We start from the raw sequence: 24,705 nt of genomic DNA, 5'->3' as shown, positions 1-24,705 counted from the left end.
GCGCCGGAGCCGGGGATAATGGCCGGGAGCCGCGCCGACGTGCGGCGCCGCCGGACCCGTCACAGAAGGTACAGACCATTGGGTTCCCCTCCCCCGATACCCGCCCGCGTGGTGCTGCTCTGCGGCCCCTCCGGCTCCGGGAAGTCCCTTCTCGCCGCCGACTCCGGGCTTCCCGTGCTCCGCCTCGACGACTTCTACAAGGAGGGCACGGACCCCACGCTGCCCCAGGTCGAGGGCAGCGAGGACATCGACTGGGACCACCCGCTGTCCTGGGACGCGGACACCGCCGTCGCCGCGATCGAGGAACTGTGCCGTACGGGACGTACGACCATCCCCGTCTACGACATCTCGCTGAGCGCCCGCACCGGGACCGAGGCCCTGAGCATGGAGCCGACACCGCTGTTCATCGCGGAGGGGATCTTCGCCGCCGAGATCGTCGAGCGCTGCCGTGAACTCGGCGTGCTCGCCGACGCGCTGTGCCTGTCCCGGGGCGCGGTCACCACGTTCCGGCGGCGCTTCGTGCGGGATCTGAAGGAGGGCCGCAAGTCGGTGCCCTTCCTGCTGCGCCGCGGCTGGCGGCTGATGCGGGCCGAGCGCTCCATCGTGGCCCGCCAGGCGGCTCTGGGCGCCCACCCCTGCGACCGGGACGAGGCACTCGGCCGGCTGACGGCCGCCGCGACCGGACGACGGGCGTCCGACCGCACGACAGCCGCGTAGCAAAAGCCCCGCGCCGAGCGGGCACAGCCCGGTGGACGAGTCCACGGACCCTGCTCCCGGGTGGGGCCGCGCCCGTGGGCTCCCGGGCAACGAAAAGAGGTCCAGGCGAACCCCCGTCCGCCTGGACCTTCTTCCGTTTCCCCCGTGGTCCCCCGTGACACGGTTGACTCCCGTGACCCGTTCCCCCGTGACCCCGTTGTGCGTCGGCTCCCCCCGGAACCGACTCCCCCGTCACCGGCTCCCCCCGGAACCGACTCCCCCGTCACCGGCTCCCCCCGGAGCCGGCTCCCCCGTCCTACCTGTTACTCGTTACCGCTCCCCCCAGACCTTCAGGCGACAAGCTCCCCGAAGGACTCCTCCTCGTCACGGCCGAAGCTGAGGACCTCGTCCTCGCGCATCCGGCGGAGCGACCGCCAGATGCTGGACTTCACCGTGCCGACACTGATGTCGAGGATCTCCGCGATCTCCGGGTCGGTGCGGCCCTCGTAATAACGGAGGACCAGCATCGTGCGCTGGAGTTCGGGCAGCCGGGCCAGCGCCTGCCACAGGACCGCGCGCAGCTCGGTGCCGCGCATCGCGTCCGTGTCACCGGGCGTCTCCGGCAGTTCCTCGGTCGGGTACTCGTTCAGCTTGCGGCGGCGCCACGCGCTGATGTGCAGATTGGTCATGGTGCGGCGGAGGTAGCCCCCGACCGCGGCCTTGTCACTGATCCGGTCCCACGCCCGGTACGTCGAGAACAGCGCGCTCTGCAGCAGGTCCTCGGCCTCGAAGCGGTCGCCGGTCAGGTGGTAGGCGGTTGCGTACAGGGAGGCGCGGCGCTCCTGGACGTAGGCGGTGAACGCCGCTTCGGCATCCCCTACCCCCGCCTCGGAGTGACGCTCCCCCGTGACCTCCCCGTACACGGCTCCCCCGTGAGCCTTCCCCCCGGCCGTGCTCACAGCGGCTGTCGCCGCCGTGTTGTCCCCCGTGAAGGCGTCAACCACCGTCATGTACGTGGTGTGCTGACGCCCGGCGCCGCGATCGCACCCCCGCCCGATCACGGCGCCGGACTTCTCCGTGGCCCGGTTGACGTCATGGAGCCGCGTGACAACTGCGCCAGTGTTGGTGCTGTGCAGCGTGTTCATCTCGCGCCCCCCGTCGTGGAGTCCCGGTTCTTCGGTTCGTTCCGTCGTGCGTCCTGCCTTGTGTCGAAAAGCTTGCCGGGCCCACTTCATGGCCGTGTCCGCCGACTGTCACAGACCTGTCACAGGGGCCGTTCCCAGGCGCGGCACAGCGCGATCACAGAGAAGAGCGGTACGACTACCCAGATGACCACTTGGGCCCCGGCCGTCGCCCGCGAGGGCCTTCGTTGTGCGCGAGAGACGAGTGGGAGCGCTCCAACGGTCGATACCCGAGCATGACATGGGCCAGAATGACGTCCGTGCCTTCCCTGTTGCTGATCGAGGACGACGACGCCATCCGTACGGCCCTGGAGCTCTCTTTGACGCGCCAGGGACACCGTGTGGCCACCGCTGCCACCGGCGAGGACGGTCTGAAGCTGTTGCGCGAGCAGCGGCCGGACCTGATCGTGCTGGATGTGATGCTGCCCGGCATCGACGGATTCGAGGTGTGCCGGCGCATCCGGCGCACCGACCAGCTGCCCATCATTCTGCTGACCGCGCGCAGCGACGACATCGACGTCGTGGTCGGACTGGAGTCCGGCGCCGACGACTATGTCGTCAAGCCGGTGCAAGGCCGGGTGCTCGACGCCCGGATCCGTGCCGTGCTGCGCCGCGGCGAGCGGGAGGCGAACGACTCGGCGGCGTTCGGCTCGCTGGTCATCGACCGTGCCGCGATGACGGTCACCAAGAACGGCGAGGATCTGCAACTGACGCCCACCGAGCTGCGGTTGCTCCTGGAGCTGAGCCGCCGGCCCGGACAGGCCCTGTCCCGCCAGCAGTTGCTGCGTCTGGTGTGGGAGCACGACTACCTGGGCGACTCGCGCCTGGTCGACGCCTGTGTGCAGCGGCTGCGCGCCAAGGTGGAGGACGTCCCGTCCTCGCCCACCCTGATCCGTACCGTGCGCGGCGTCGGCTATCGGCTGGACAACCCTCAGTGACCAAACCGCAGGACAAGCTCCGCGGCTGGGCCGCGGCGCGCAAGGCGTTGCTGTCCGGTCTGCGCTTCACCAGCCTGCGGCTGCGCCTGGTCGTGGTGTTCGGACTCGTCGCACTCACCGCCGCCGTGTCCGCTTCGGGCATCGCGTACTGGCTCAACCGCGAGGCCGTGCTGACGCGCACCCAGGACGCGGTGCTGCGCGACTTCCAGCAGGAGATGCGCAACCACGCGAGCATGCTGCCGGTGCACCCCGCGCAGGACGAACTCCAGCGCACGGCCGGGCAGATGGCGAACAGCAGCCAGCGCTTCAGTGTGCTGCTGACCGCCGAGGACGCGGGCGGCAGGACGATCACCGGCAACTCCGAGCTGGACACCTTCACGCTGGAGGACGTACCCAAGTCCCTCCAGAAGGCGGTGAACAAGCAGCAGCCGCTGTCCTCGACCAACAAGTCCGCGTACCACCTGTACTGGCAGCGGATCACCGAACACGACAAGCCGTATCTCGTGGGCGGCGCGCGGGTGATCGACGGCAGCACGACCGGTTACATGCTCAAGTCCCTGGAGCCGGAGGCCAAGGATCTCAACTCCCTCGCCTGGTCACTGGGGATCGCGACGGGGCTTGCGCTGATCGGCTCGGCGCTGCTCGCCCAGGCCGCCGCGACCACGGTCCTCAAGCCGGTCCACCGACTGGGCACCGCGGCCCGCCGGCTCGGCGAGGGCAAGCTGGACACCCGGCTGCGGGTCTCCGGCACGGACGAACTCGCCGATCTGTCACGGACGTTCAACCGGACTGCGGAGGCCCTGGAGAAGCGGGTCGCGGACATGAGCGCGCGGGACGAGGCGTCCCGCCGCTTCGTCGCCGACATGTCCCACGAACTCCGTACGCCGCTCACCGCGATCACCGCCGTCACCGAGATCCTCGAAGAGGAACTGGACGCGGAGACCGGCAGCGTCGACCCGATGATCGAGCCGGCCGTACGGCTGGTCGTCAGCGAGACCCGGCGTCTTGGCGACCTCGTCGAGAACCTGATGGAGGTGACCCGCTTCGACGCGGGCACCGCCCGGCTCATCCTCGACGACGTGGACATCGCCGACCAGATCACCGCGTGCATCGACGCGCGCGCCTGGCTGGACGCCGTCGACCTGGACGCCGAGCGCGGCATGACGGCCCGGCTCGACCCGCGGCGTCTCGACGTGATCCTCGCGAACCTGATCGGCAACGCGCTCAAGCACGGCGGTTCGCCGGTGCGGGTGTCGGTGCGGCTGGAGGGCGAGGAACTGGTCATCGAGGTGCAGGACCACGGCCCCGGTATCCCCGAGGACGTCCTGCCGCATGTCTTCGACCGTTTCTACAAGGCCAGCGCGTCCCGCCCGCGTTCCGAGGGCAGCGGCCTCGGCCTCTCCATCGCCCTGGAGAACGCTCACATCCACGGTGGCGAGATCATCGCGGCGAACGCGCCCAAGGGCGGGGCGGTCTTCACGCTGCGCCTGCCCCAGGACGCGTCGGAGCTGCTCGCCGACGACCCGCAGGGCCGTGACGGCTCCGCGCACGGGAACGGCACGGAAGGCACCGCCGGATGACCACCGCACGCTCCACCGACTCACGGCCCACCCGCCCGTCGCGGGCCACCGGCTCCCCGCAGACAGCCCCGACGCGCGCCACCGCCCTCCCGAAAACCGCCCGCCCGCAGGGCACCGGCTCCACGGAGGCCACCCGCGCGCAGGCCGCCGACACCCCGGGGACCAACCGCCCGTCGGCACCCCACTCCGCACAGGCCACCTCCACGCACACCACTGGCTCCACGGAGGCCATCCACGCGCAAGCCGCCGACACCCCGGGGACCAGCCGCCCCTCGGCACCCCACTCCACGCAGGTCACCGGCTCCCCGCAGGCCATCCGCCAGGAGGCCGCCGGTTCGCCGGGGACCAGCCGCCCTCGGGCCGTCGGTTCTCCGCGGGCCGCGCGCCCCCGGGTGACGGACTCCGCGGGACCCGGACGCCGGTCCAGACGCTCGCGGCTGCGGAGGGTGCGGCCCTGGCTGGCCCTTCCGTTGCTCGCCGCGCTGGTCACGGGGTGCGGTATCCGTTCCACGCAGGTGCCGACCGACTTCGGTCCGGCTCCCTCGCGAGTGCCCTGCGCCCTCTCCGGCGCCGACATCTCCAGCCAGTCCGCGCACGGGGTACCGGTCCAGGTCTTCCTGCTCTGCTCGGCGCAGCTGGTGACCGTCGACCGGTCGGTGCGCATCCCGGACGGCACGGCGGAGGCGGCGCGCCGGGTCCTGGTGGCCCAGGCATTGCTGGACGAACTCGCGGAGGCACCGTCGACGCCCGAGGAGCAGGCCGGGTACACGACGGACGTGCGTGGGGGCATGACGGTCAGCGGGCCCCACGACGGTGACCCGGAGGACACACTCCGGCTGAGCACCTCGCCTGAGGACCTCACCTCGACGGCCCTCGCCCAGATCGTCTGCACCTTCTCGGACTCGGCCGCCGCGCGGGACGACGGCAGCGTCGTCCTGGGCGGTCCCGCCCCCGCTCCCCTGCGCAGTTACGAGTGCACCCCAGAGGTCCGTGCCGCCCCGGGCGACGAGTCCCCGGCGTCGACGGCGGTCCAGGGCTCGTGACGTGACGGGGGCGAAAACCCCCGCCACGGAACCGATCGTGCCGGACCCCGCGTCTTGGGGGGCGTGCAGCGTCAAGGTTCAGACGGCGGCAGCGCCGTCACCCGCGTCCGTGTGGCAGGAGGTGTCCTCCTTGTCGCACACCTGGCGCTCGTCGCCTGGATCACGCTGCGCCCGCTGGACGTCCCCTGGGTGAGCGCCGCCAACCTGCGGCCCTTCGCGGGTATCAGAGGCGACCTCGCACTGGGCCCCGAGGTGGCGGCCCGCCGGATCGCCGCGGGCCTCGGCCTGCTCGCCCCGCTGGGCGTCCTGCTCCCGATGGCGGGGGGCAGGCTCGCCGTCTCCCCCCTCGGCTCCCTCCTGCGGACGACCGCCGCCGGCGCGCTGCTGTCGCTGGGCATAGAGCTGCTCCAGACCGGTGTCCCCGGCCAGGTCGTGGACATCGACTCGATCATGCTGAACACCGTCGGCGTGGCCCTCGCGCACCTCGCGATCGTGCCCGCCGCCCGGGCCCGGTTCCGTCGCCGGGCGGAGACCCGGCGCCGCGCGGCCGTCCTTCGGGAGGAGCCCGCTCAGGGTCGGACCCCGACGATTCCCAGGGTCGGGATCGCTCCGTAGAGCGAGGCTTCGCCCGCTTCGTCCCCGTAGCGTTGAAGACATCGGTGAAGACATCGATGAGGACGACGAAGCCGGTCCGCCGGCACTCGACGACGGTTCGCGAAGGAGCCACCATGACCGCCCTTGCCCGCCCCACGAACGGCCGCATGATCGGCGGAGTCTGTGCTGCGCTGGCACGGCGCTTCGGCACCTCCGCGACGACGATGCGTGTCATCTTCGTCCTGTCCTGCCTGCTCCCCGGCCCGCAGTTCCTGCTCTACATAGCGCTGTGGATCCTCTTCCCCTCCGAGGACAAGGCCTCCCGCACCGCCTGGTGACCCGTGTGGGCACCCTGCGGACCCACGGCGAGCCGGTGGGGCGCACCCTCGTAGGGTGCGCCCCACCGGCGTTCGTACAGGCGGAGTGCGTGCAGCGGGCAGGCGTACCGCCGGCGTTCGTTCCGTACGGCCGAAGGGACCCGAGCTCGGACAGGCAGGGGACCTTCGTCCGAAGGAGAACGTCAGCCCAGCGGAATCCCGTTCACCGGCAGACCGTGCGTGGGCAGCCCCTGCAGCGGCAGTCCCCCGAGCAGTCCGGCCACGGGCGCGGCCGGTCCGTCGGCGAGCAGACGCCCGGCGGCGGGCTTCGCGGCGGCCAGGCCCGTGCCGAGGGCGCTCTGGCCCTGGGCGAGTGCCTGACCGGCACCGGGCAGCGCCGAGGCGACGTTCTCGGCGGGCAGCGTCCTGGTGACGGTGTCCAGGGCCGAGGAGGCGTCCGGCACGGCCGGGGCGGCGTTCGCGGCTCCCGCGCCGACAGCGGCGAAAGCGGCGCCGAGAGCGGCGACACCGAGGGTCTTGGCAGCAGACTGCTTCATCGTGAGTGCGTCCTTGGGATGGGTGAGACGGGGATGTGAGCGGTCCAAAACCGTAAACACGCAAACCCGCCCTCCGCAAACATCGAAAAGCGGCCGAGTCATGGAGAAGAGGTGAAGACCCGGCCAATTTCCGCCCGCCCCGATCAGGCCTGATCTGCTACAGAACCGCTGGTGGAGACTGTCTGCTGGAACAGCCATTCGGACTTCAGTTCTGCATATCCGGGCTTGATCACGTCATTGATCATGGCCAGTCGTTCATCGAAAGGAATGAATGCTGACTTCATAGCATTGACCGAGAACCACTGCATGTCGTCGAGCGAATAACCGAACGCTTCGACAAGGTGCTCGAATTCCTGGCTCATGCTCGTACCCGACATGAGGCGATTATCGGTATTGACCGTGGCGCGGAAATGCAGGCGGCGCAGCAGCCCGATGGGGTGGGCCGCGTACGAGTCGGCGGCGCCGGTCTGGAGATTGGAACTGGGGCACAGCTCCAGCGGGATGCGCTTGTCGCGGACGTACGACGCGAGCCGCCCGAGCTGCACCGAGCCGTCCTCGCGCACCTGGATGTCGTCGATGATGCGGACGCCGTGCCCGAGCCGGTCGGCGCCGCACCACTGGAGAGCCTGCCAGATGGACGGCAGACCGAACGCCTCACCGGCGTGGATCGTGAAGTGGTTGTTCTCGCGCTTCAGGTACTCGAAGGCGTCGAGGTGCCGGGTGGGCGGGAAGCCTGCCTCGGCGCCCGCGATGTCGAAGCCGACGACACCCAAGTCGCGGTAGCGGTTCGCGAGTTCGGCGATCTCCAGGGCGCGGGCCGCGTGCCGCATCGCGGTCAGCAGGGCGCCGACCCGGATGCGGTGGCCGTTCTCGCGGGCCAGCCGTTCCCCTTCCCGGAAGCCCTCGTTGACCGCCTCGACGACCTCTTCGAGGCTGAGCCCGCCCTCCAGGTGCTGCTCGGGCGCGTACCGCACCTCGGCGTAGACGACGCCGTCCTCGGCGAGGTCCTCGGCGCACTCGGCGGCGACCCTCACCAGCGCCTCGCGGGTCTGCATGACGGCGCAGGTGTGGGCGAAGGTCTCCAGGTACCGCTCCAGCGAACCGGAGTCGGCGGCCTCGCGGAACCAGAGCCCGAGCTTGCCGGGATCGGTCTCGGGGAGGTTGGAGTAGCCCGTTTCCCGGGCGAGTTCGACGATCGTGCCGGGGCGCAGTCCCCCGTCGAGGTGATCGTGCAGCAGGACCTTGGGCGCCCGGCGGATCTGCTCCGAGCTCGGGGTGTTCCGGATCTGGCTCGTCATTTTCGCACTCTAGCCCCTACGCGCGTAGATCTCCTGTTGTACGAATCCGTCGATACGTAACGGTGACCGTGCGGACGGGTGGCGTACACCCTTGCTTCTGACACTGTTCTGTCATGGCACAGCAAGCGACGCCGGTTCGCAGGGCCCGGCTGGGGAGGGCGCTCGGCCCTGAGCCGACGGCGGTCAGCGGAGTTGTTCTGCTGCTGCCGGGCGGCGAGGAGACCTCGGCCCGAAGACCCTCCCCCATGATGGCGACCGCCTCCGTACGCGCGTTGGGGCGCCGGCTGACCCGGGCCGGACGGGCGGAAGGCCTGGTCACCCACGTGGTGCACTACCGGGTCCGCGGCTGGAACGGCAGCGAGGCCCATCTCGCGGCCGACGCGTCCTGGGCCGCGGACGAGGTCGTCCGCCGCTACGGCGATGTCCCCGTGTGTCTGGCCGGCATCGACATGGGCGGCCGGGCGGCGCTGCGCGCGGGCGGGCACTCGGCCGTCAACTCCGTGCTGGCGCTGGCGCCCTGGCTGCCCGAGGACGATGTCGCCGCGCCACCCGAACCGGTGAAACAGCTGGCCGGCCGGCGCGTGCTGATCGTGCACGGCACCAACGACGAGCGCACCGACCCGGAGTTGTCCTTCCGGCTCGCGGCGCGCGCGAAGAAGGCCAACCGCGGCATCTGCCGCTTCGAGGTCCACTCGGACGGGCACGCGCTGCACCAGCACCGGCACGAAGTCCTCGCCCTCGCGGAGGACTTCGTACTGGGGACGCTGTTCGGACACGCCTTCTCCCGTCCGGTCGAGGACGCCTTCGCGGCGCCACCGCCACTGGGCCTTCGGATGCCGCTGGCGGCGGGCTTCGGGCAGTCGTTGCGGCGGTAGATCCACCGTGCGGCGGACTCCCAGACGGGTGGCGATTCCGCCGGGTCAGCCGACGGGCCGCGGCAGGCCAACGGACGGGCCGCGGCAGGCGGACGGGGCGGCGCGGCAAGGCAGGCGGCGAACGGGGCGGGGCAGGCAGCGGACGGGGTGGGCGGCGGGCGGCAGCCACCCGGGCAAGGCGCGGCGGCGGGCCCGAGGAGGGCCGCCCGACGGCTCAGTCGGGCAGCAGGTGGCCGCGGCGGGACAACAGGAACTTTTTGAAGGCGGCCACCGGCGGGGTGTCCGGGTGGCCGTCCAGCCAGGCGACGCCGATCTCGCGCACGGCGCGCGGGGCGGTGACCGTGAGTTCGACAACTCCCGGGCGCGCGACGGCCGGTGGCGGCAGCAGGGCGACCCCGAGTCCGGCGGCGACGAGTCCCCGGAGCGTCTCCGCCTCCTCCCCCTCGAAGGCGATACGCGGCCGGAACCCCGCCTCCTGGCAGAGGTCGTCGGTGATACGGCGCATCCCGTAGCCGGGTTCCAGGGTCACGAAGGTCTCGTCGGCCGCCTCGGCGAGGCGGACGCGCCTGCGGGCGGCGAGGCGGTGGTCGGCGGGCACGACCAGGCGGAGCTTCTGCTCGTCGAGCCGGCGGCCGACCAGATCGGGCGCGTCCGGCACCGGCGAGGTGAGACACAGGTCCAGCTCGCCCGAGCGCAGCCGCTCCAGCATCGCCTCCCCGTAGTTCTGCACGAGGCTGAAGCGGACGCGCGGGTGGTCGGCGCGAAACGCGCGGATCAGCCCCGGCACCGTCTCCGATCCCATCGTGTGCAGAAAGCCGAACGCGACCTTGCCGGTGGCCGGGTCGGCGTCCGCGCGCACCTCGTCGGCGGCGCGCTCGATCTCGGCGAGGGCGCGCTCCACGGAGGAGAGGAAGGTGCGGCCCGCGGGGGTCAGCGACACCGTCCGGCCGCGCCGCGCGAACAGGTCGACGCCCAGGTCCTGTTCGAGCCGGACCATGGCCCTGGACAGCGTCGACTGCGGTACCCGCATCTGCTCCGCGGCCCGGGTGACGTGCTCGGTGCGGGCGACACCGGCGAAGTAGGCGAGGCGCGGGGCGAGCAGTCTCGAAAAGTACGCACTGTCTTCTGTGTCACTGAACGGTGACAGGTGAGCCTCTGACCTCTGCTGATGCGCCATGGGAACGATTATGGCGATTCCATGCATTGGACGGATGAACGACGGGTCCCTACGTTCGAGGCATGCCTTCCGCCAGTACCGGGGCGTCCACCATCGTGGGCGCCGCCGCCTCCGTCCCTGCCGCCGACTCCGCCATCTCCTCGGTCCCCGTCACCGTCACCGTCGACGACTCCCGTATGGCCCCCGGCGGGCCCGGCTACCGCCGGATGAGCTTCGCGCTCTTCCTCGCGGGCGTCGCGACCTTCGCGCTCCTCTACTCGACGCAGGCCCTGCTCCCGCTGGTCTCCGCGGACTTCGGGGTGAGTGCGAGCGAGGCGAGCTGGACGGTGTCGGCCGCGACGGGCGGGCTGGCACTGTTCGTCCTCCCGATGAGCGCGCTGTCGGAGCGTTTCGGACGGCGTACGTTGATGACGGCGTCCCTGGCGGTGGCGGTCACCGTCGGTCTCCTGGTCCCCTTCGCGCCGTCGATCGGCGCGCTGGTGGCGCTGCGGGCGGTGCAGGGCGCGGCGCTCGCGGGGCTCCCTGCGTCGGCGACGGCGTATCTGGCGGAGGAGGTCCGCCCCAAGGCGCTGATCACCGCGATCGGTCTGTTCGTCGCGGGCAACAGCGTGGGCGGGATGAGCGGACGGGTCATCACCGGCTGGGTCGCTCAGGAGTGGGGCTGGCGGGTGGCTGTCGGCACGATCGGGCTGATCGCCGTGGTCTGCGCGGTGGCCTTCCGGCTGCTGCTTCCGGCGCCGCGGCACTTCGCGCGGGGTTCGCTGCGGCCCCGGGTGCTGGCCCGCACGGTGCGCGACCATCTCGCGAACCCGCTGCTGTGCCGGCTGTACGCGATCGGCGCGCTGTTCATGATGGTGTTCGGCGGGGTCTACACGGTCATCGGCTACCGCCTCAGCGAGGCGCCCTTCTCGCTCCCGCAGGGCATCGTCGGCTCGATCTTCCTGGTCTATCTGGTCGGCACGGTGTCGGCGTCGACGGCGGGCCGTCTGGCCGGCCGCCTCGGGCGCCGCGGCTCCCTCTACCTGGCGGGCGGCACCACGACCGCCGGTCTGCTCCTCTCCCTCGGCGACTCCGTGGCGCTGGTCCTGCTCGGCCTGGTCCTGATCACGGCGGGCTTCTTCGCGGGCCACGCGGTGGCGTCGTCTTCGGTGAGCCACACCGCGAAGAAGGGGCGGGCGCAGGCGTCGGCCCTCTACCAGTCCGCGTACTACATCGGCTCCAGCGCCGGCAGCACGCTCGGCGCGGTCGCCTTCCACGCGGGGGGCTGGGCGGGCACGGTGGCCATGGGGCTGTTCGCGGTGCTGGGCGTCGTCTCCATCACCGCGTTCGGCTCCCACGCGGCCCGCACCGCCTCCCGCCGCGGGCCGGTGCCGGCACCGGCCCGCTGAGCGGCCCGGAACACTCTCCGGCACACCCTCTGTGACCTGCTGCTTTCCCAGCTCCGCACGCCATTGTCAGTGGGCTGCGGTAGCTTCCGAAGTGCCGGCGCAATGACGCGCTGCACGGAAACAGCCACAGGGGTGGGTGGGCCATGAGCGAAGGTACGGCGACGACCGCGGACCTGGACGTCCGGCTGGAGAAGCACCGGGTCGAGCTGACCGGGTACTGCTACCGGATGCTCGGCTCGTCCTTCGAGGCCGAGGACGCGGTGCAGGACACGATGGTCCGGGCCTGGCGCAGCTACGACAAGTTCGAGGGCCGCTCCTCGATGCGGTCCTGGCTGTACCGGATCGCGACGAATGTATGCCTGGACATGCTCAACGCGGGCAACCGAAGGGCTCGTCCGATGGATCTCACGGCTCCCTCACCGCTCGCCCAGGCGGCGCTCACCCCGCGCCCGGACAACACCTGGCTGGAGCCGGTGCCGGACGCCCGCGTGCTGCCGGCGGCCGGTGATCCGGCGGAGGCGGCGGTCGCCAAGGAGTCGGTGCGCCTCGCCTTCATGGCGGCTCTCCAGCACCTGCCGCCCAAGCAGCGCGCGGTCCTCATCCTGCGCGAGGTCCTCGCGTGGAAGGCGAGCGAGGTCGCCGAGCTGCTCGGCACCACGGTCGCGTCGGTCAACAGCGCGCTCCAGCGGGCCCGCGCCACCCTCGCCGAGAACGACGGGGCGGGCGCGGACGCCGCCACCTCAGACCCGCTCGACGAGGAGCAGCAGAAGCTCCTGGAGCGCTATGTGGCGGCGTTCGAGGGGTACGACATGACGGCTCTGACGGCGCTCCTCCACGAGGACGCGATCATGACGATGCCGCCGTTCGACCTGTGGCTGCGCGGCACCGAGGACATCACCGGGTTCATGACGACGCTGGGCGCGGCCTGTGCCGGCTCGCGTCTGATCCCGGTCGAGGTCAACGGCCTGCCGGGCTTCGCGCATTACAAGCCGGACGAGGAAGCGGGCGGTTACACGCCCTGGGCGGTGCAGGCGCTGGAGATCTCAAAGGGCCGCATCACCGGGTTCCACTGCTTCCTGGACACGGCCCGCTGGTTCCCGCTCTTCGGACTTCCCCTCCACCTCGACGGGCCCGAGGGGGCCGAGGCTCACAGGGCCCGGAGAGACGGTGGACCCGGAGCTGTCCAAGATCTCGAAGCGGAGGCCGACCAGATCGAGTAGGGCGCGCAGCGCGGGGTCCGCGTTGCGCAGGCGTATCCGGCCTCCGGCCCGGCGGGCCGCCAGCTCCATGCGCGCCAGCGCGTCGACGGCGGCGAGGCCGGGCGGCCCGAGGCCCGCGACATCGCAGACCACGACCCCGCCGCCGGTCACCCCGAGGTGCGCTCGGACAGCGTCACAGAGCCTGGGCACCTCGTCCCGGGTGACGAGTCCTGGCAGCACGAGTACGGCTGGTGTCGCGGAATCCACAGTCAGTAGACCGTCCGGCGGTACGGAACTCATCGCGGGCGGCGCGGAAGATCACATTGACCCGCGTCGGCTCCTGCCCGTTGAGTTGGATGCATGCCCCATGAATCGGTTCCGCCCGCGATACCCGACGGCCTTCTCCCCGCCAAGGGGGCGCCGTGCAAGGGGTGTTGACGGGCTTCGCGGTCATCGCGGTCGTCATCGGCGTCGGGTACGTCATCGGACGGCGCGGCTACCTCGGGGACAACGGGCGGGAGGTACTGACGAAGCTCGCCTTCCATGTGGCCTCGCCCGCGCTGCTGTTCACGACGCTCGCGCAGGCCGACCTGTCGGTCATCTTCTCCAGCCGGCTGCTGGTCACGGCGATGAGCACGGCCGCGGCGGCCGGGGTGTTCGTCGCGGTGGGGGCCGTACGCCGCTGGGGCCTGGGCAGGACGACGATCGGCGCCCTCTGCTCCAGTTACGTCAACTCCGGCAACCTCGGCATCCCGATCGCCGTGTACGTGCTGGGCGATGCCTCGCTGGTGGCGCCGGTGCTGCTGTTCCAGCAGATCATGGTCACGCCGATCGCCCTGACCGTCCTCGACCTGTCCGGGGCGGGCGAGAAGGGTCCGCTGTGGCAGCGGCTGATCACACCGCTGCGCAATCCGATCGCGGTCGGTTCGCTGAGCGGGGTCGCGGTGTCGGCGACCGGTCTGACCGTGCCGGGCCCGATCCTGGATCCGCTCCGGCTGATCGGCGGTATGTCGGTGCCCGCGGTGCTGCTGGCGTTCGGGATCTCGCTGTGCGGCAGCAGTCTGCCCGGCCGCGGCGCGGACCGGGGTCCGGTGCTGCTGTCCGTCGCGCTGAAGGCGGTGGGCCAGCCGCTGGCCGCCTGGGCACTGGCCGTCGGCGTGTTCGGCCTCGGCGGCGCGCCGCTGCTCGACGTGGTGGTCACCTCGGCGCTGCCCGCCGCGCAGAACCTGTTCACGTACGCCTCGCGCTACCGGGTCGGCGAGTCCCTGGCCCGCGAGTCGATCCTGCTCTCGACGATCCTGGCCGTGCCGGTGCTCGTGGTGATCGCGGCCGTGCTCGGGTGAGACGCCAACGGGGACCGGCGCGAGCGCGCCGGTCCCCGTCATGGACGTGACGATCAGGCGATCCCGTCCAGCACGATCGGCGTGGCCTTGAAGTCGGTGCCCGCCGGCGCGATGTCGTACGAGCCCTCGACGCCCTGGAGCGCGTAGTCGAAGCGGTCCGGGGTGTCCGTGTGGAGGGTCATGAGGGGCTGGCCCGCCGTGACCGTGTCGCCCGGCTTGGCGTGCAGCTCGACACCCGCGCCGGCCTGCACCGGGTCCTCCTTGCGGGCGCGTCCGGCACCGAGGCGCCAGGCGGCGATCCCGATGTCGTACGCGTCGAGACGGGTCAGCACACCGGAGGCCGGGGCGGTGACGACGTGCGTCTCGCGCGCGGTGGGCAGCTCGGCGTCCGGGTCGCCGCCCTGCGCGGCGATCATGCGGCGCCACACGTCCATCGCGGAGCCGTCGGCGAGCGCCTTCGCCGGGTCGGCGTCCTTCACTCCGGCCGCGTCGAGCATCTCGCGCGCCAGGGCGATCGTGAGCTCCACGACGTCGGCGGGGCCGCCGCCGGCGAGGACCTCGACCGACTCGCGGACTTCCAGCGCGTTGCCCGCGGTCAGGCCGAGCGGCGTCGACATGTCGGTCAGGAGCGCGACCGTCTTCACACCGTGGTCCGTGCCGAGGCCCACCATCGTGGAGGCCAGCTCGCGGGCGTCCTCGATGGTCTTCATGAAGGCGCCCGAGCCGACCTTCACGTCCAGGACCAGCGAGCCCGTGCCCTCGGCGATCTTCTTGGACATGATGGAGGAGGCGATGAGCGGGATCGCCTCGACCGTGCCGGTGACGTCGCGGAGCGCGTAGAGCTTCTTGTCGGCCGGGGCGAGGCCGTCCCCGGCCGCGCAGATGACCGCGCCCGTGGTGTCGAGGACGTGCAGCATCTCCTCGTTGGACAGCAGCGCGCGCCAGCCCGGGATCGACTCCAGCTTGTCCAGGGTGCCGCCGGTGTGGCCGAGGCCGCGCCCGGACAGCTGCGGCACCGCGGCACCGCAGGCGGCGACCAGCGGGGCCAGCGGGAGGGTGATCTTGTCGCCCACGCCGCCGGTGGAGTGCTTGTCGGCGGTCGGGCGGGACAGGGACGAGAACTCCATGCGCTCGCCCGAGGCGATCATCGCGGCCGTCCAGCGGGCGATCTCACGGCGGTTCATGCCGTTGAGCAGGATCGCCATGTTGAGGGCGGCCATCTGGTAGTCGGCGACCTCGCCGCGGGTGTACGCGTCGATGACCCAGTCGATCTGCGCATCGCTGAGTTCGGCACGGTCCCGCTTGGTGCGGATGACGGAGACGGCGTCCATGGCCATGGCGTTCCTTCCGAAAAGATGAGCGGCCCCTCCCTGGGATCGGTCGATCAGGAGGGGCCGCGGGGCATTACTTGGTGAGATGGCTCGGCCCGAAGGCCTGCGGCAGCATCTCGGAGAGGGGCACGAGCCCGTCCGGCGTCTCCAGGATCAGTTCGCCCCCGCCGAACTCGAACAGCAGCTGCCGGCAGCGTCCGCACGGGACGAGGATCTCGCCCCGCCCGTCGACGCACGTGAAGTGCGTCAGCCGGCCGCCGCCGGTGGTGTGCAGCTCGGAGACGAGACCGCACTCGGCGCACAGGCTGAGGCCGTAGGAGGCGTTCTCGACGTTGCAGCCGGAGATGATCCGGCCGTCGTCGACGCGGGCGGCGGCGCCGACCGGATAGTCCGAGTAGGGGGCGTACGCGCGGGACATCGCCGTGCGGGCCACCTCCCGCAGCTCCTTCCAGTCGACGTCCGCGGACTCCGCGCCGGCGGCTGTCACTTGCCCTGTCCCTTCCGGTACGGCAGGCCGTCCGCCTTCGGCATGCGCAGGCGCTGGGCCGACAGCGAGAGGACGAGCAGGGTGATGACGTACGGCGTGGCGGAGACGATCTGGCTGGGCACCTCGTTGGTCGTGGCGTACCAGAGGAATACGAGGACGCCGACGACCAGGGTGATGACGGCGGACACGTACTTCTTCTTGACCACGAGCCAGATCGCGCCGATGGCGAGCAGGATGGCGCCGAGCAGCAGCAGGGCGTGGACGTTCTCCGAGCCGCCGCGCAGGTTGAGGCTGTCGGTGTAGCCGAACAGGACCGCGCCCAGGGCGAGACCGCCGGGCATCCAGTTGCCGAAGATCATCGCCGCGAGACCGATGTAGCCTCGGCCGGCGGTCTGGCCCTCCAGGTAGAAGGGGTTGGCGACGATGGAGAGGAAGACACCGCCGAGGCCGGCCAGACCGCCGGAGACGATCACGGCGATGTACTTGTACTTGTAGACGTTCACGCCGAGCGACTCGGACGCGATCGGGTTCTCACCGCAGGACCGCAGACGCAGACCGAACGAGGTGCGCCAAAGGATCCACCAGGTCGCGGGGATCAGCGCGATGGCGATCAGGGTCAGCCAGGAGACGTTGGTGACCAGGCCGCCGAGCAGACCCGCGATGTCCGAGACGAAGAACCAGCCCTTGGAGTTCAGGGTGGTGAGCCAGTCGGAGAGCCCCGGCACGGTGAACTGGCCGAGCGACTCGACCGGCGGGGACTGCTTGGCCGAGCCGCCCGGGACGCCCACGAAGGCGAGCGGGGAGAGGTAGCGCGTGACACCGAGCGCCAGGATGTTGATGGCCACACCGGAGACGATGTGGTTGACGTTGAAGGTGACCGTGATGATGGCGTGCAGCAGACCGCCGACGGCGCCGCCGATGACGCCGACCAGGACGCCGGTCCACGGGCCCCACTGGTAGCCGGCCCAGGCGCCGAACCAGGTGCCGAGGATCATCATGCCTTCGAGGCCGATGTTGACGACGCCCGAGCGCTCGGCCCACAGACCGCCGAGACCGGCCAGGCCGATCGGGACGGCGAGCTGGAGCGCGGTCGACATCTGGCTGACGTTGGTGATGCCGTCGGCGCCGGTGATGATGCGGACGATCGAGGTCAGCGCCAGGCCGCCCGCGATCACCAGCAGGAGGACGGGAAGCGACATCCGGCGGCCGCCGGGGGCCGCGGGCTGCAGCGTGGGCTGGTTGACGTCGGTTGCGGTGGTCACTGGCCAGCCACCTCCTTCTGGGTGTTGTCGGTGGCGCCGAGGACGTTGCCCGCGGCGATTTCCGCGCCGACGCGGCGCTGCTGGCGGCGCAGACCCCACTCGCGGACGGCCTCGTACGAGACCACGACCGCGATCACGATCAGGCCCTGCATGATGACCGCGATTTCCTTGTCGTACCCGTGGAAGTCGAGCTCGGGCGAGGCCTTGTCGAGCCAGGCCCACAGCAGGGACGCGAACGCGATGCCGACGGGGCTGTTGCGGCCCAGCAGCGCGATACCGATGCCGAGGAAGCCGATGCCGACCGGGAAGTTCAGGCTGTACGTGTGGGTGTCGCCGAGCAGGATCGGCAGACCCGCGAGACCGGCGATGCCGCCGGAGAGCAGCATCGCGGTGAGCACCATGCGCTTGGGGTCGACACCGCTGGCCGCGGCGGCGGACTCGGAGGCGCCGGAGGCGCGCAGGTCGAAGCCGAAGCGGGTGCGGTTGAGGACGATCCAGTAGCCGATGCCGAGGACCACGGCGAGGATGATCAGGCCGTAGATCTCGCCCGCGTCGCCCATGTTGAAGCCGGGGATCCAGCCGGACTTGTGCATCTCGCCGGTGGTGTTGTTGTTGCCGAGCTTGACGCCGAAGACGTCGGGCAGCCACAGATAGGCGATGACGGAGGTCGCGATCGCGTTGAGCATGATCGTCGCGACGACCTCGCTGACCCCGCGGGTGACCTTGAGGACACCGGCGATGCCGGCCCAGAACGCGCCGGTGCAGATGGCGGTCACCATCAGCAGCGGGACCTGGAGCGCGGCCGGCAGCGCGACGTGCGCGCCGACGATCGCGGCCATCATGGCGGCCAGCTGGTACTGGCCGTCCACACCGATGTTGAACAGGTTCATCCGGAAGCCGATGGCCACCGCCAGCGCCGCGATGTAGTACAGCGAGGCCTGGTTGATGATCAGGACCTGGATGTCGGAGTACGTCGCCTGCTGGAACATGATCGTGTACGGCTCGATCGGGCTCTTGCCCGAGGCGAGCAGCACGATCGAGGTCAGCGCCACGGCGACGACGAGCGCGATGACCGGTCCGGCCACCCCGAGGAGCAGGCGCTCCTTGTCGAACTTCTTCATCAGCGGGCCTCGTCTTCCGGGGCGTCTGCCGGGGTCTCGGTGGGCTCTTCGAGCTCGGCCTGTTCGGCGAGCTCCTCGTTCTCCAGATGTCCGGAGGTGGCGCCGGTCATGGCCGAGCCGAGTTCCTCCGGGGTGATGGTGGCCGGGTCGGCGTCCGCGACCAGCTTGCCGTTGTAGATCACCCGGAGCGTGTCGGACAGGCCGATCAGCTCGTCCAGGTCCGCGGAGATCAGCAGGACGGCGAGTCCTTCGCGGCGCGCCTCGCGGATCTGGTCCCAGATCTGCGCCTGCGCGCCGACGTCCACACCGCGGGTGGGGTGGGCGGCGATCAGGAACTTCGGCTTGTGGCTCATCTCGCGGCCGACGATCAGCTTCTGCTGGTTGCCGCCGGACAGGGAGGCCGCGGTGACGTCGATGCCGGGGGTGCGCACGTCGTACTCCTCGACGATGCGGCGGGTGTCCTGCTGGGCGCCCTTGATGTCGATCCAGAAACCCTTGGCGTTGGGCTTCTCGGTGACATGGCCGAGGATGCGGTTCTCCCAGAGGGGGGCTTCCAGGAGGAGGCCGTGGCGGTGGCGGTCCTCGGGGATGTAGCCGATGCCGTTCTCGCGGCGCTTGCGCGTGGACAGGCCGGTGATGTCGTCGCCCGCGAAGCGGATGACACCGGAGTCGGCGCCCTTGAGGCCGATCAGCGCGTCGATGAGTTCGGTCTGGCCGTTGCCCTCGACACCGGCGATACCCATCACCTCGCCGGCGTGGATGGTGAAGGAGACATGGTCGAGCACGAGCCGCACGGCACCGCGCTCCACCTCGTCCATGAGCAGGGCCGCCGAGCCCTTGCCCATCGACACCGAGCCCTTGGCGAAGACGGTCAGGTCCTCGACCTCGATCACGGCCTGGTCGGTGACCGTCGACTCGGACGTCTCCGGCGTCGGCAGTTCGCTGCCGACCATCAGCTCGGCGAGCTGACGCGGGGTCGTCTCGGACGGCACGGCGGTGCCGACCGTCGTACCGCGCCGGATGACCGTGATGTCGTCGGCGACCGAGAGGACCTCGCCCAGCTTGTGCGAGATGAAGATGACCGACAGGCCCTCGGCCTTGAGTTCGCGCAGGTTGTCGAAGAGAGCCTCGACCTCCTGCGGCACCAGGACGGCGGTGGGCTCGTCCAGGATCAGGATGCGGGCGCCGCGGTAGAGGACCTTGAGGATCTCCACGCGCTGCCGGTCGGCGACGCCGAGCTCCTCGACCAGGACGTCGGGGCGGACGCCCAGGCCGTAGCGCTCGGAGAGCTCCACGATCTTGCGGCGGGCCTTGGCGCCGATCCCGTACAGCTTCTCGCTGCCGAGGGCGACGTTCTCCAGGACGGTGAGGTTGTCGGCCAGCATGAAGTGCTGGTGGACCATGCCGATGCCGCGGGAGATCGCGTCCGCCGGCGACGAGAAGGTGACCTGCTCGCCGTCGACGGTGATGGTGCCCTCGTCCGGCTTCTGCATGCCGTAGAGAATCTTCATCAGCGTCGACTTGCCGGCGCCGTTCTCGCCGACGAGGGCGTGCACGGTGCCCTTGCGGACGCTGAGGTGGATGTCGTGGTTGGCCACGACGCCAGGGAATCGCTTGGTGATCCCGGCGAGTTCGACAGCGGTCGCCTGACCGTTGACCGCGCCGGCCGGAGGGCTGCTTGACGCGTTGATGGCGCACTCTCCTGAGGGAAAGGGGGTCGTCTACGCGCGTAGCGCCCCTACGGCAACGAAAGGGGCCACGCGCCGCGAGAACGGGATACGGGGAGCAAGACTCCTCGTATCCCGTTGAGCGGACGTAACCCCGCGGTTACCAAGCGACTCCGGGGCAGAACAGGCGCCTCCCCGTGCCGGACGGCACAGAGACGCACCCGAACTTCCCCGGGACCGCATTGGCTGCTCCTGAGGTACTGCTCGTCAGCTGGTCTTGACCTTGATCGCACCGCTGATGATCTTCTCCTGGGCGGCCTTGACGGCGTCCTGGATCGCGGTGTTGCTCTTGAAGGCCGGGTTGGAATCGGCCAGGCCGACCTCACCGGACTTCAGATCGCCCCGAACGATACCGCTCTCGGGCTTGCCGTCCTCGACCGACTTCGCCAGGTTGTACACCGCCTTGGCGACGTCCTTCGTGGCGGAGGTCAGGATCGAGTCCTTGTACTGGGCCAGCGCCTGCTGCAGGTACTGGTCGGAGTCGACACCGATCGCCAGGACCTTCTTGGCGGAGGCGGCCTCGATGACACCCTGACCGGACAGACCGGCCGCGGCGTAGACGACGTCGGCCTTCTTCTCGATCTGGCCCTCGGCGGCCGTCTTGCCCTTGTCGGGGCTGGCGAAGCCACCCTCCTGGGCGGTCTGCGTCAGGTACTGCGAGAGGACCTTGACGCCGGGCTTGGTGTCCTTGACACCCTGCTCGAAGCCCGCCTCGAACTTGTGGATCAGCGGAACGTCCACGCCGCCCACGAAGCCGACGGTGTCGGTCTTGGTGGACAGGGCGGCGGTGACGCCGGCGAGGTAGGAGGCCTCCTGCTCGGAGAAGACCAGGTCCGCGACGTTCTTCGCCGTGACGGTGGAGTCGTCGACGATGCCGAAGGTGGTGTTCGGGAGCTTCGCCGCGGCGGCCTTGACGGCCGGGCCGTAGGAGTAACCGATACCGATGACCGGGTTGTAGCCCTGCTTGGCCAGCGAGATCAGGCGCTGCGTCTTGTCCGCGTCCGTCTCGCCGTCGGTGGGCTCGACGTCGGCGGTGTCGTACTTGAACTCGCTCTTCGCCTTCTTCAGACCCTCGAACGCGGCGTCGTTGAAGGACTGGTCGCCCTTGCCGCCGACGTCGTACGCGATGGCGAGGCCCTTGTGACCCTTGGAGTCCGTCGAGGACGAGCCGGAGGTCGAGGTGCCGCCACAGGCGGACAGAGCGAGGGCGAGAGAGGCGGTCGCAGTACCTGCGAGCGCGATGCGGGTAACCCGGCGCATTAGTTGTGCTCCTGTCGTTCAGCGCCTGACGGTTCAGCTTCGGCGCTGGCTTCGCCGCAGATTAACGCGCGTAGACCAACTAGAAAACCCCTTCTGTCCACCTTGTTATCCGGCTGTGCCCGACGCCACTTGCCCGCGGGTCGGGGACTTGCCGATCGCAAAGGGAATGTGGCGGTGGGTGAAACCGGAAACGGACAGCGGAACGGGCGGGCACCTGGGGTGCCCGCCCGTTCCGCTGTGCTTCGACCGCGTTCGCCCGTACGGCGGGGAGGTGGCGGGGCCGGCCCGCCGCGATCACCCGCCGCTCGCGGCGACTAGCTGGTCTTGACCTTGATGCTGCCGTCGACGATGGCCGCCTTGGCCTTGGCCACGGCGTCGGTGAGACCGGCGATCTCACCCATCTTCGGGTTGCTGTCGGCGAGACCGACACCGTTGACCTTGAGGTCGAAGGTCTGGGTACCGGTCAGCGGCTTGCCGTCGTGGACCGACTTGGACAGCGTGTAGACCGCGCCGCCGACGTCCTTGAGCGCGGAGGTCAGGATGTGGTCCTTGTACTGGGCCAGCGCCTGCTGCTTGTACTGGTCGGAGTCGACGCCGATCGCCCACACGTTCGCCTTGGCGGCGGCCTCGATGACACCCTGGCCGGACAGACCGGCCGCGGCGTAGAGGACGTCGGCGCCCTTCTCGATCTGGCCCTCGGCGGCGGCCTTGCCCTTGTCGGGGCTGGAGAAGCCGCCCTCCGCCGCGGTCTGCGTCAGGTACTGCGAGAGGACCTTCACGCCGGGCTTGGTGTCCTTGACGCCCTGCGTGTAGCCGGCCTCGAACTTGTGGATCAGCGGAACGTCCACACCGCCGATGAAGCCGACCGTGTTGCTCTTGGTGGCCTTGGCGGCCGCGACACCGGCGAGGTAGGAGGACTCCTGCTCGGCGAAGACCAGGGAGGCCACGTTCTTGCCCGGCACGACCGAGTCCACGATGCCGAAGCTGGTCTTCGGGAACTTCGCGGCGGCCTTCTCCAGCGCGGGGCCGTAGGCGAAGCCGATGCCGATGACCGGGTTGTAGCCCTGCTTGGCCAGCGACTCCAGACGCTGCTGCTTGTCAGCGTCCGTCTCGTTGTCGGTGGGCTCGATGTCGGCCGTCTGGTAGCCGAACTCCTTCTTCGCCTTCTCCAGACCGGCGAACGCGGCGTCGTTGAAGGACTGGTCGCCCTTGCCGCCGACGTCGTACGCGATGGCGAGGCCCTTGGCGCCACCGCTCGAGCTGCTGCTGCTGCTGTTGTTGTCGCTGCTGGTGCCGCCGCACGCCGTGGCGGCGAGTGCGAGCGACGCGACCCCCACCGCGACGCGGGTCAGGCTGGCTATCCGACGCATCTGAAGCTCCCCATTCTCCAAAGCCCCGCAGTGGGTGCTGAGTTCGGCGCACATTAACGCGCGTAGACCGTCCAGGGAACGGGGTTCCGCCTGGCCGTTATCCATTCGTGCCGATGGCCGGTTACGTCCTTGTGAACCACCGGACCGAAAGGCGCGTTTGGGGATGCAGCACCCTCCACGACCGTCACGCGGTATGTCCGGGAAACGGAGCCCGTGTGACGGAGCGGGTGGTTCCTGCTCCACAGAGTGACTGGTGACGATGACTGGGACCACGCTACTGCGGGGGGTCTGAGGGCGCGACCGGAGTCACCGGCCGCGCCCGTGTCCGCCGGACCGCCCTGGGCGGGTCCTGGTCCAGGAGGCGTCAGTCCTGCTCGTCCAGGAGGGCCGCGGCGGTGAACATCTCGACGCCTACCGTGATCGCGTGCTCGTCCGCGTCGAAGTCGCCCCGGTGCAGATCGCGGGTGGTGCGGTCGCCCGGCGGGCGCACACCGAGCCGGGCCATCGCGCCGGGCACGTGCTCCAGGTACCAGGAGAAGTCCTCGCCGCCGAGGCTCTGCTCGGTGTCCTCGACGGAGTGTGCGCCGCGCCGGGCGGTCATCGCGTCGCGGAGCAGGTCGGTGACGGCGGGGTCGTTGACCACCGGCGGGACGCCCCGGATGTAGTTGATCTCGGACTTGGCGCGGTAGAGGTTCGCGATCTCGTCGATGGCCGCGTGGACGAGGTCGGGCGCGGCCCGCCAGGCGTCGAGGTCCAGGCACCGGATCGTCCCGGACAGCTCGGCGTGCTGCGGGATCACATTGCAGGCGTGACCCGACTCGATGCGCCCCCAGGTCACCGCGAGCCCGCTGCGGGCGTCCACGCGCCGGGCGACGAGCGCCGGAACGTCGGTCACGACCCGCGCGGCGGCGGTGACGAGGTCGGTGGTGAGGTGGGGGCGCGCGGTGTGGCCGCCCGCGCCGTCGAGGGATACCTCCAGCCGGTCGCACGCCGAGGTGATGGCGCCGTGCCGCAGTCCGATGCGCCCCGCGTCCACCCTCGGGTCGCAGTGCACACCGACGATCCGCCCGACTCCTTCGAGCACGCCCGACTCGATCGCGTCCGGGGCGCCGCCGGGCAGCACCTCCTCCGCGGGCTGGAAGATCAGCCGGACGCGCCGGGGCAGCAGCCCCTGTGCGTGCAGGTCCGCGAGGACGAGACCGGCGCCGAGCACGACCGTCGTATGGACGTCGTGGCCGCATGCGTGGGCGCGGTCGGGCACGGTCGAGCGGTACGCGCAGTCACTCTTCGTGTCCGGGATGGGCAGCGCGTCGATGTCGGCGCGCAGCGCCAGCATGGGGCGTACGTCGTCGGCGTCCCCGATGTCACAGATGAGGCCGGTCCCGATGGCGAGGATGCGCGGCTTCAGGCCCGCCTGCTCCAGGCGCGCCTTGATCGCCGCGGTGGTGCGGAACTCCTGGTTGCCGAGCTCCGGGTGCATGTGCAAGTCGCGACGGAACGCCACGAGTTCGGCGCGCAGTGCCTCGGGCAGCGCGCCGGGGAGCAGCGGCTCCCCGGGGAGATCGGCCTCGGACTCTCGGGACATCAGTTGGTTCACCCTTTGAAGGGTAGGACGATCGGGCGGCCAACTAACCCACGATCAACAAAAGTTCAGCCCGTTAGGGGAAGAAAATCTGACCGCGCGGCGCATGGTCGGCGACGAGGATGGGTAAACTCGCCCGGCTCTTCGGGCGTTTGGATCTTGAACGGGCCCCGGTGACCGGCTGTGATCCGAATCGGCGGGGGTCGCCCGCCGATGTGCACGAGGGAACGCCCGGCTTACCCGAGCGCATTCCCGTATCCGGCCTCCACAGTCTCACAACACCGCAACCGGATTCCGAAACCGTCACCGCCACGCGACAGCCGCGTCACGTTCCGTGAATCGTGGGGTACGCGGGGCGCGGCGGGGGCCCGGTGCCGCC

General features: G+C 70.5%; 22 protein-coding genes and 1 pseudogene. 10 read left to right on the top strand and 13 right to left on the bottom strand.

Features of this window, described 5'->3' with window-relative positions:
* The first annotated feature begins 78 nt into the window (after window positions 1–78).
* Complete coding sequence (locus ACZ4N5_RS03290; RefSeq protein WP_467755432.1) at window positions 79–717, top strand: uridine kinase family protein; 639 nt, start codon at window positions 79–81, stop codon at window positions 715–717.
* A gap of 329 nt (window positions 718–1,046) precedes the next feature.
* On the opposite strand, the gene ACZ4N5_RS03285 is transcribed toward ACZ4N5_RS03290, so the two are convergent.
* Window positions 1,047–1,841, bottom strand: a complete 795-nt coding sequence (locus ACZ4N5_RS03285; protein ID WP_467755431.1) for a SigE family RNA polymerase sigma factor — start codon at window positions 1,839–1,841, stop codon at window positions 1,047–1,049.
* A gap of 296 nt (window positions 1,842–2,137) precedes the next feature.
* Here ACZ4N5_RS03285 and afsQ1 point away from each other — a divergent pair, with 296 nt between their 5' ends.
* The 5 genes from afsQ1 to ACZ4N5_RS03260 all read left to right on the top strand — a co-directional run bounded on the left by afsQ1 (window position 2,138) and on the right by ACZ4N5_RS03260 (window position 6,370).
* Complete coding sequence (gene afsQ1, locus ACZ4N5_RS03280; RefSeq protein WP_355851816.1) at window positions 2,138–2,815, top strand: two-component system response regulator AfsQ1; 678 nt, start codon at window positions 2,138–2,140, stop codon at window positions 2,813–2,815.
* On the top strand, window positions 2,812–4,395 hold the full coding sequence (locus tag ACZ4N5_RS03275; RefSeq protein WP_467755430.1) for an ATP-binding protein: 1,584 nt from the start codon (window positions 2,812–2,814) through the stop codon (window positions 4,393–4,395). Before afsQ1 ends, ACZ4N5_RS03275 begins: the two co-directional genes overlap by 4 nt.
* A gap of 437 nt (window positions 4,396–4,832) precedes the next feature.
* A complete protein-coding gene (locus tag ACZ4N5_RS03270; RefSeq protein WP_467755864.1) occupies window positions 4,833–5,438 on the top strand; it encodes a hypothetical protein in 606 nt (201 codons plus the stop codon).
* Window positions 5,439–5,501: 63 nt separating this feature from the next.
* Window positions 5,502–6,053, top strand: coding sequence for a VanZ family protein (locus ACZ4N5_RS03265; RefSeq protein WP_467755429.1), 552 nt, complete (start codon window positions 5,502–5,504; stop codon window positions 6,051–6,053).
* Window positions 6,054–6,166: 113 nt separating this feature from the next.
* Window positions 6,167–6,370 (top strand): PspC domain-containing protein, encoded by a 204-nt coding sequence (locus ACZ4N5_RS03260; RefSeq protein ID WP_467755428.1) that lies wholly within the window; start codon window positions 6,167–6,169, stop codon window positions 6,368–6,370.
* Between the two features lie 182 nt (window positions 6,371–6,552).
* On the opposite strand, the gene ACZ4N5_RS03255 is transcribed toward ACZ4N5_RS03260, so the two are convergent.
* Both ACZ4N5_RS03255 and ACZ4N5_RS03250 read right to left on the bottom strand, forming a co-directional pair.
* Window positions 6,553–6,906 (bottom strand): ATP-binding protein, encoded by a 354-nt coding sequence (locus ACZ4N5_RS03255; protein WP_467755427.1) that lies wholly within the window; start codon window positions 6,904–6,906, stop codon window positions 6,553–6,555.
* Window positions 6,907–7,049: 143 nt separating this feature from the next.
* Window positions 7,050–8,204, bottom strand: a complete 1,155-nt coding sequence (locus ACZ4N5_RS03250) for an adenosine deaminase (protein ID WP_467755426.1) — start codon at window positions 8,202–8,204, stop codon at window positions 7,050–7,052.
* A gap of 113 nt (window positions 8,205–8,317) precedes the next feature.
* On the opposite strand from ACZ4N5_RS03250, the gene ACZ4N5_RS03245 reads away from it, so the two are divergent.
* Window positions 8,318–9,079 carry an alpha/beta hydrolase gene (locus ACZ4N5_RS03245; protein WP_467755425.1) on the top strand — a complete coding sequence of 254 codons (762 nt, stop codon included), beginning with the start codon at window positions 8,318–8,320 and terminating at the stop codon, window positions 9,077–9,079.
* 214 nt (window positions 9,080–9,293) lie between these two features.
* On the opposite strand, the gene ACZ4N5_RS03240 is transcribed toward ACZ4N5_RS03245, so the two are convergent.
* On the bottom strand, window positions 9,294–10,256 hold the full coding sequence (locus ACZ4N5_RS03240; protein WP_467755424.1) for a LysR family transcriptional regulator: 963 nt from the start codon (window positions 10,254–10,256) through the stop codon (window positions 9,294–9,296).
* Between the two features lie 62 nt (window positions 10,257–10,318).
* Between ACZ4N5_RS03240 and ACZ4N5_RS03235 the strand changes: the two genes are divergently transcribed.
* Both ACZ4N5_RS03235 and ACZ4N5_RS03230 read left to right on the top strand, forming a co-directional pair.
* Entirely contained in the window at window positions 10,319–11,644 is a 1,326-nt protein-coding gene (locus ACZ4N5_RS03235; RefSeq protein WP_467755423.1) for an MFS transporter, read from the top strand.
* A gap of 143 nt (window positions 11,645–11,787) precedes the next feature.
* Window positions 11,788–12,864 carry a sigma-70 family RNA polymerase sigma factor gene (locus ACZ4N5_RS03230; RefSeq protein WP_467755422.1) on the top strand — a complete coding sequence of 359 codons (1,077 nt, stop codon included), beginning with the start codon at window positions 11,788–11,790 and terminating at the stop codon, window positions 12,862–12,864.
* 39 nt (window positions 12,865–12,903) lie between these two features.
* Here ACZ4N5_RS03230 and ACZ4N5_RS03225 read toward each other — a convergent pair.
* Window positions 12,904–13,143 (bottom strand): annotated as a pseudogene (locus ACZ4N5_RS03225) (STAS domain-containing protein); the annotation flags it as partial.
* A 122-nt stretch (window positions 13,144–13,265) separates the two neighbouring features.
* Between ACZ4N5_RS03225 and ACZ4N5_RS03220 the strand changes: the two are divergent.
* The gene (locus tag ACZ4N5_RS03220; protein WP_355851789.1) at window positions 13,266–14,186 is read left to right on the top strand and encodes an AEC family transporter; all 921 of its coding nucleotides are present in this window, start codon (window positions 13,266–13,268) and stop codon (window positions 14,184–14,186) included.
* A gap of 53 nt (window positions 14,187–14,239) precedes the next feature.
* On the opposite strand, the gene ACZ4N5_RS03215 is transcribed toward ACZ4N5_RS03220, so the two are convergent.
* The 8 genes from ACZ4N5_RS03215 to ACZ4N5_RS03180 all read right to left on the bottom strand — a co-directional run bounded on the left by ACZ4N5_RS03215 (window position 14,240) and on the right by ACZ4N5_RS03180 (window position 24,329).
* A complete protein-coding gene (locus ACZ4N5_RS03215) occupies window positions 14,240–15,523 on the bottom strand; it encodes a thymidine phosphorylase (protein WP_467755421.1) in 1,284 nt (427 codons plus the stop codon).
* Window positions 15,524–15,590: 67 nt separating this feature from the next.
* Entirely contained in the window at window positions 15,591–16,004 is a 414-nt protein-coding gene (locus ACZ4N5_RS03210; protein ID WP_467755420.1) for a cytidine deaminase, read from the bottom strand.
* On the bottom strand, window positions 16,001–17,266 hold the full coding sequence (locus tag ACZ4N5_RS03205; RefSeq protein WP_467755419.1) for an ABC transporter permease: 1,266 nt from the start codon (window positions 17,264–17,266) through the stop codon (window positions 16,001–16,003). The genes ACZ4N5_RS03210 and ACZ4N5_RS03205 overlap by 4 nt, the downstream gene beginning before the upstream one ends.
* A complete protein-coding gene (locus ACZ4N5_RS03200) occupies window positions 17,263–18,387 on the bottom strand; it encodes an ABC transporter permease (RefSeq protein ID WP_467755418.1) in 1,125 nt (374 codons plus the stop codon). The genes ACZ4N5_RS03205 and ACZ4N5_RS03200 overlap by 4 nt, the downstream gene beginning before the upstream one ends.
* The gene (locus tag ACZ4N5_RS03195) at window positions 18,387–20,078 is read right to left on the bottom strand and encodes an ABC transporter ATP-binding protein (protein WP_467755863.1); all 1,692 of its coding nucleotides are present in this window, start codon (window positions 20,076–20,078) and stop codon (window positions 18,387–18,389) included. The genes ACZ4N5_RS03200 and ACZ4N5_RS03195 overlap by 1 nt, the downstream gene beginning before the upstream one ends.
* 243 nt (window positions 20,079–20,321) lie before the next feature.
* Window positions 20,322–21,374 carry a BMP family lipoprotein gene (locus ACZ4N5_RS03190; RefSeq protein ID WP_467755417.1) on the bottom strand — a complete coding sequence of 351 codons (1,053 nt, stop codon included), beginning with the start codon at window positions 21,372–21,374 and terminating at the stop codon, window positions 20,322–20,324.
* 314 nt (window positions 21,375–21,688) lie between these two features.
* The gene (locus tag ACZ4N5_RS03185) at window positions 21,689–22,744 is read right to left on the bottom strand and encodes a BMP family lipoprotein (protein WP_467755416.1); all 1,056 of its coding nucleotides are present in this window, start codon (window positions 22,742–22,744) and stop codon (window positions 21,689–21,691) included.
* Between the two features lie 364 nt (window positions 22,745–23,108).
* Window positions 23,109–24,329 (bottom strand): M20 family metallopeptidase, encoded by a 1,221-nt coding sequence (locus ACZ4N5_RS03180; RefSeq protein ID WP_467755862.1) that lies wholly within the window; start codon window positions 24,327–24,329, stop codon window positions 23,109–23,111.
* Window positions 24,330–24,705 lie beyond the last annotated feature (376 nt).

It is taken from the genome of Streptomyces sp. NPDC026500, from assembly GCF_055567635.1.
The sequence above is the reverse complement of the archived record's forward strand: the minus strand, read 5'-3'. Positions and strand labels throughout refer to the sequence as shown.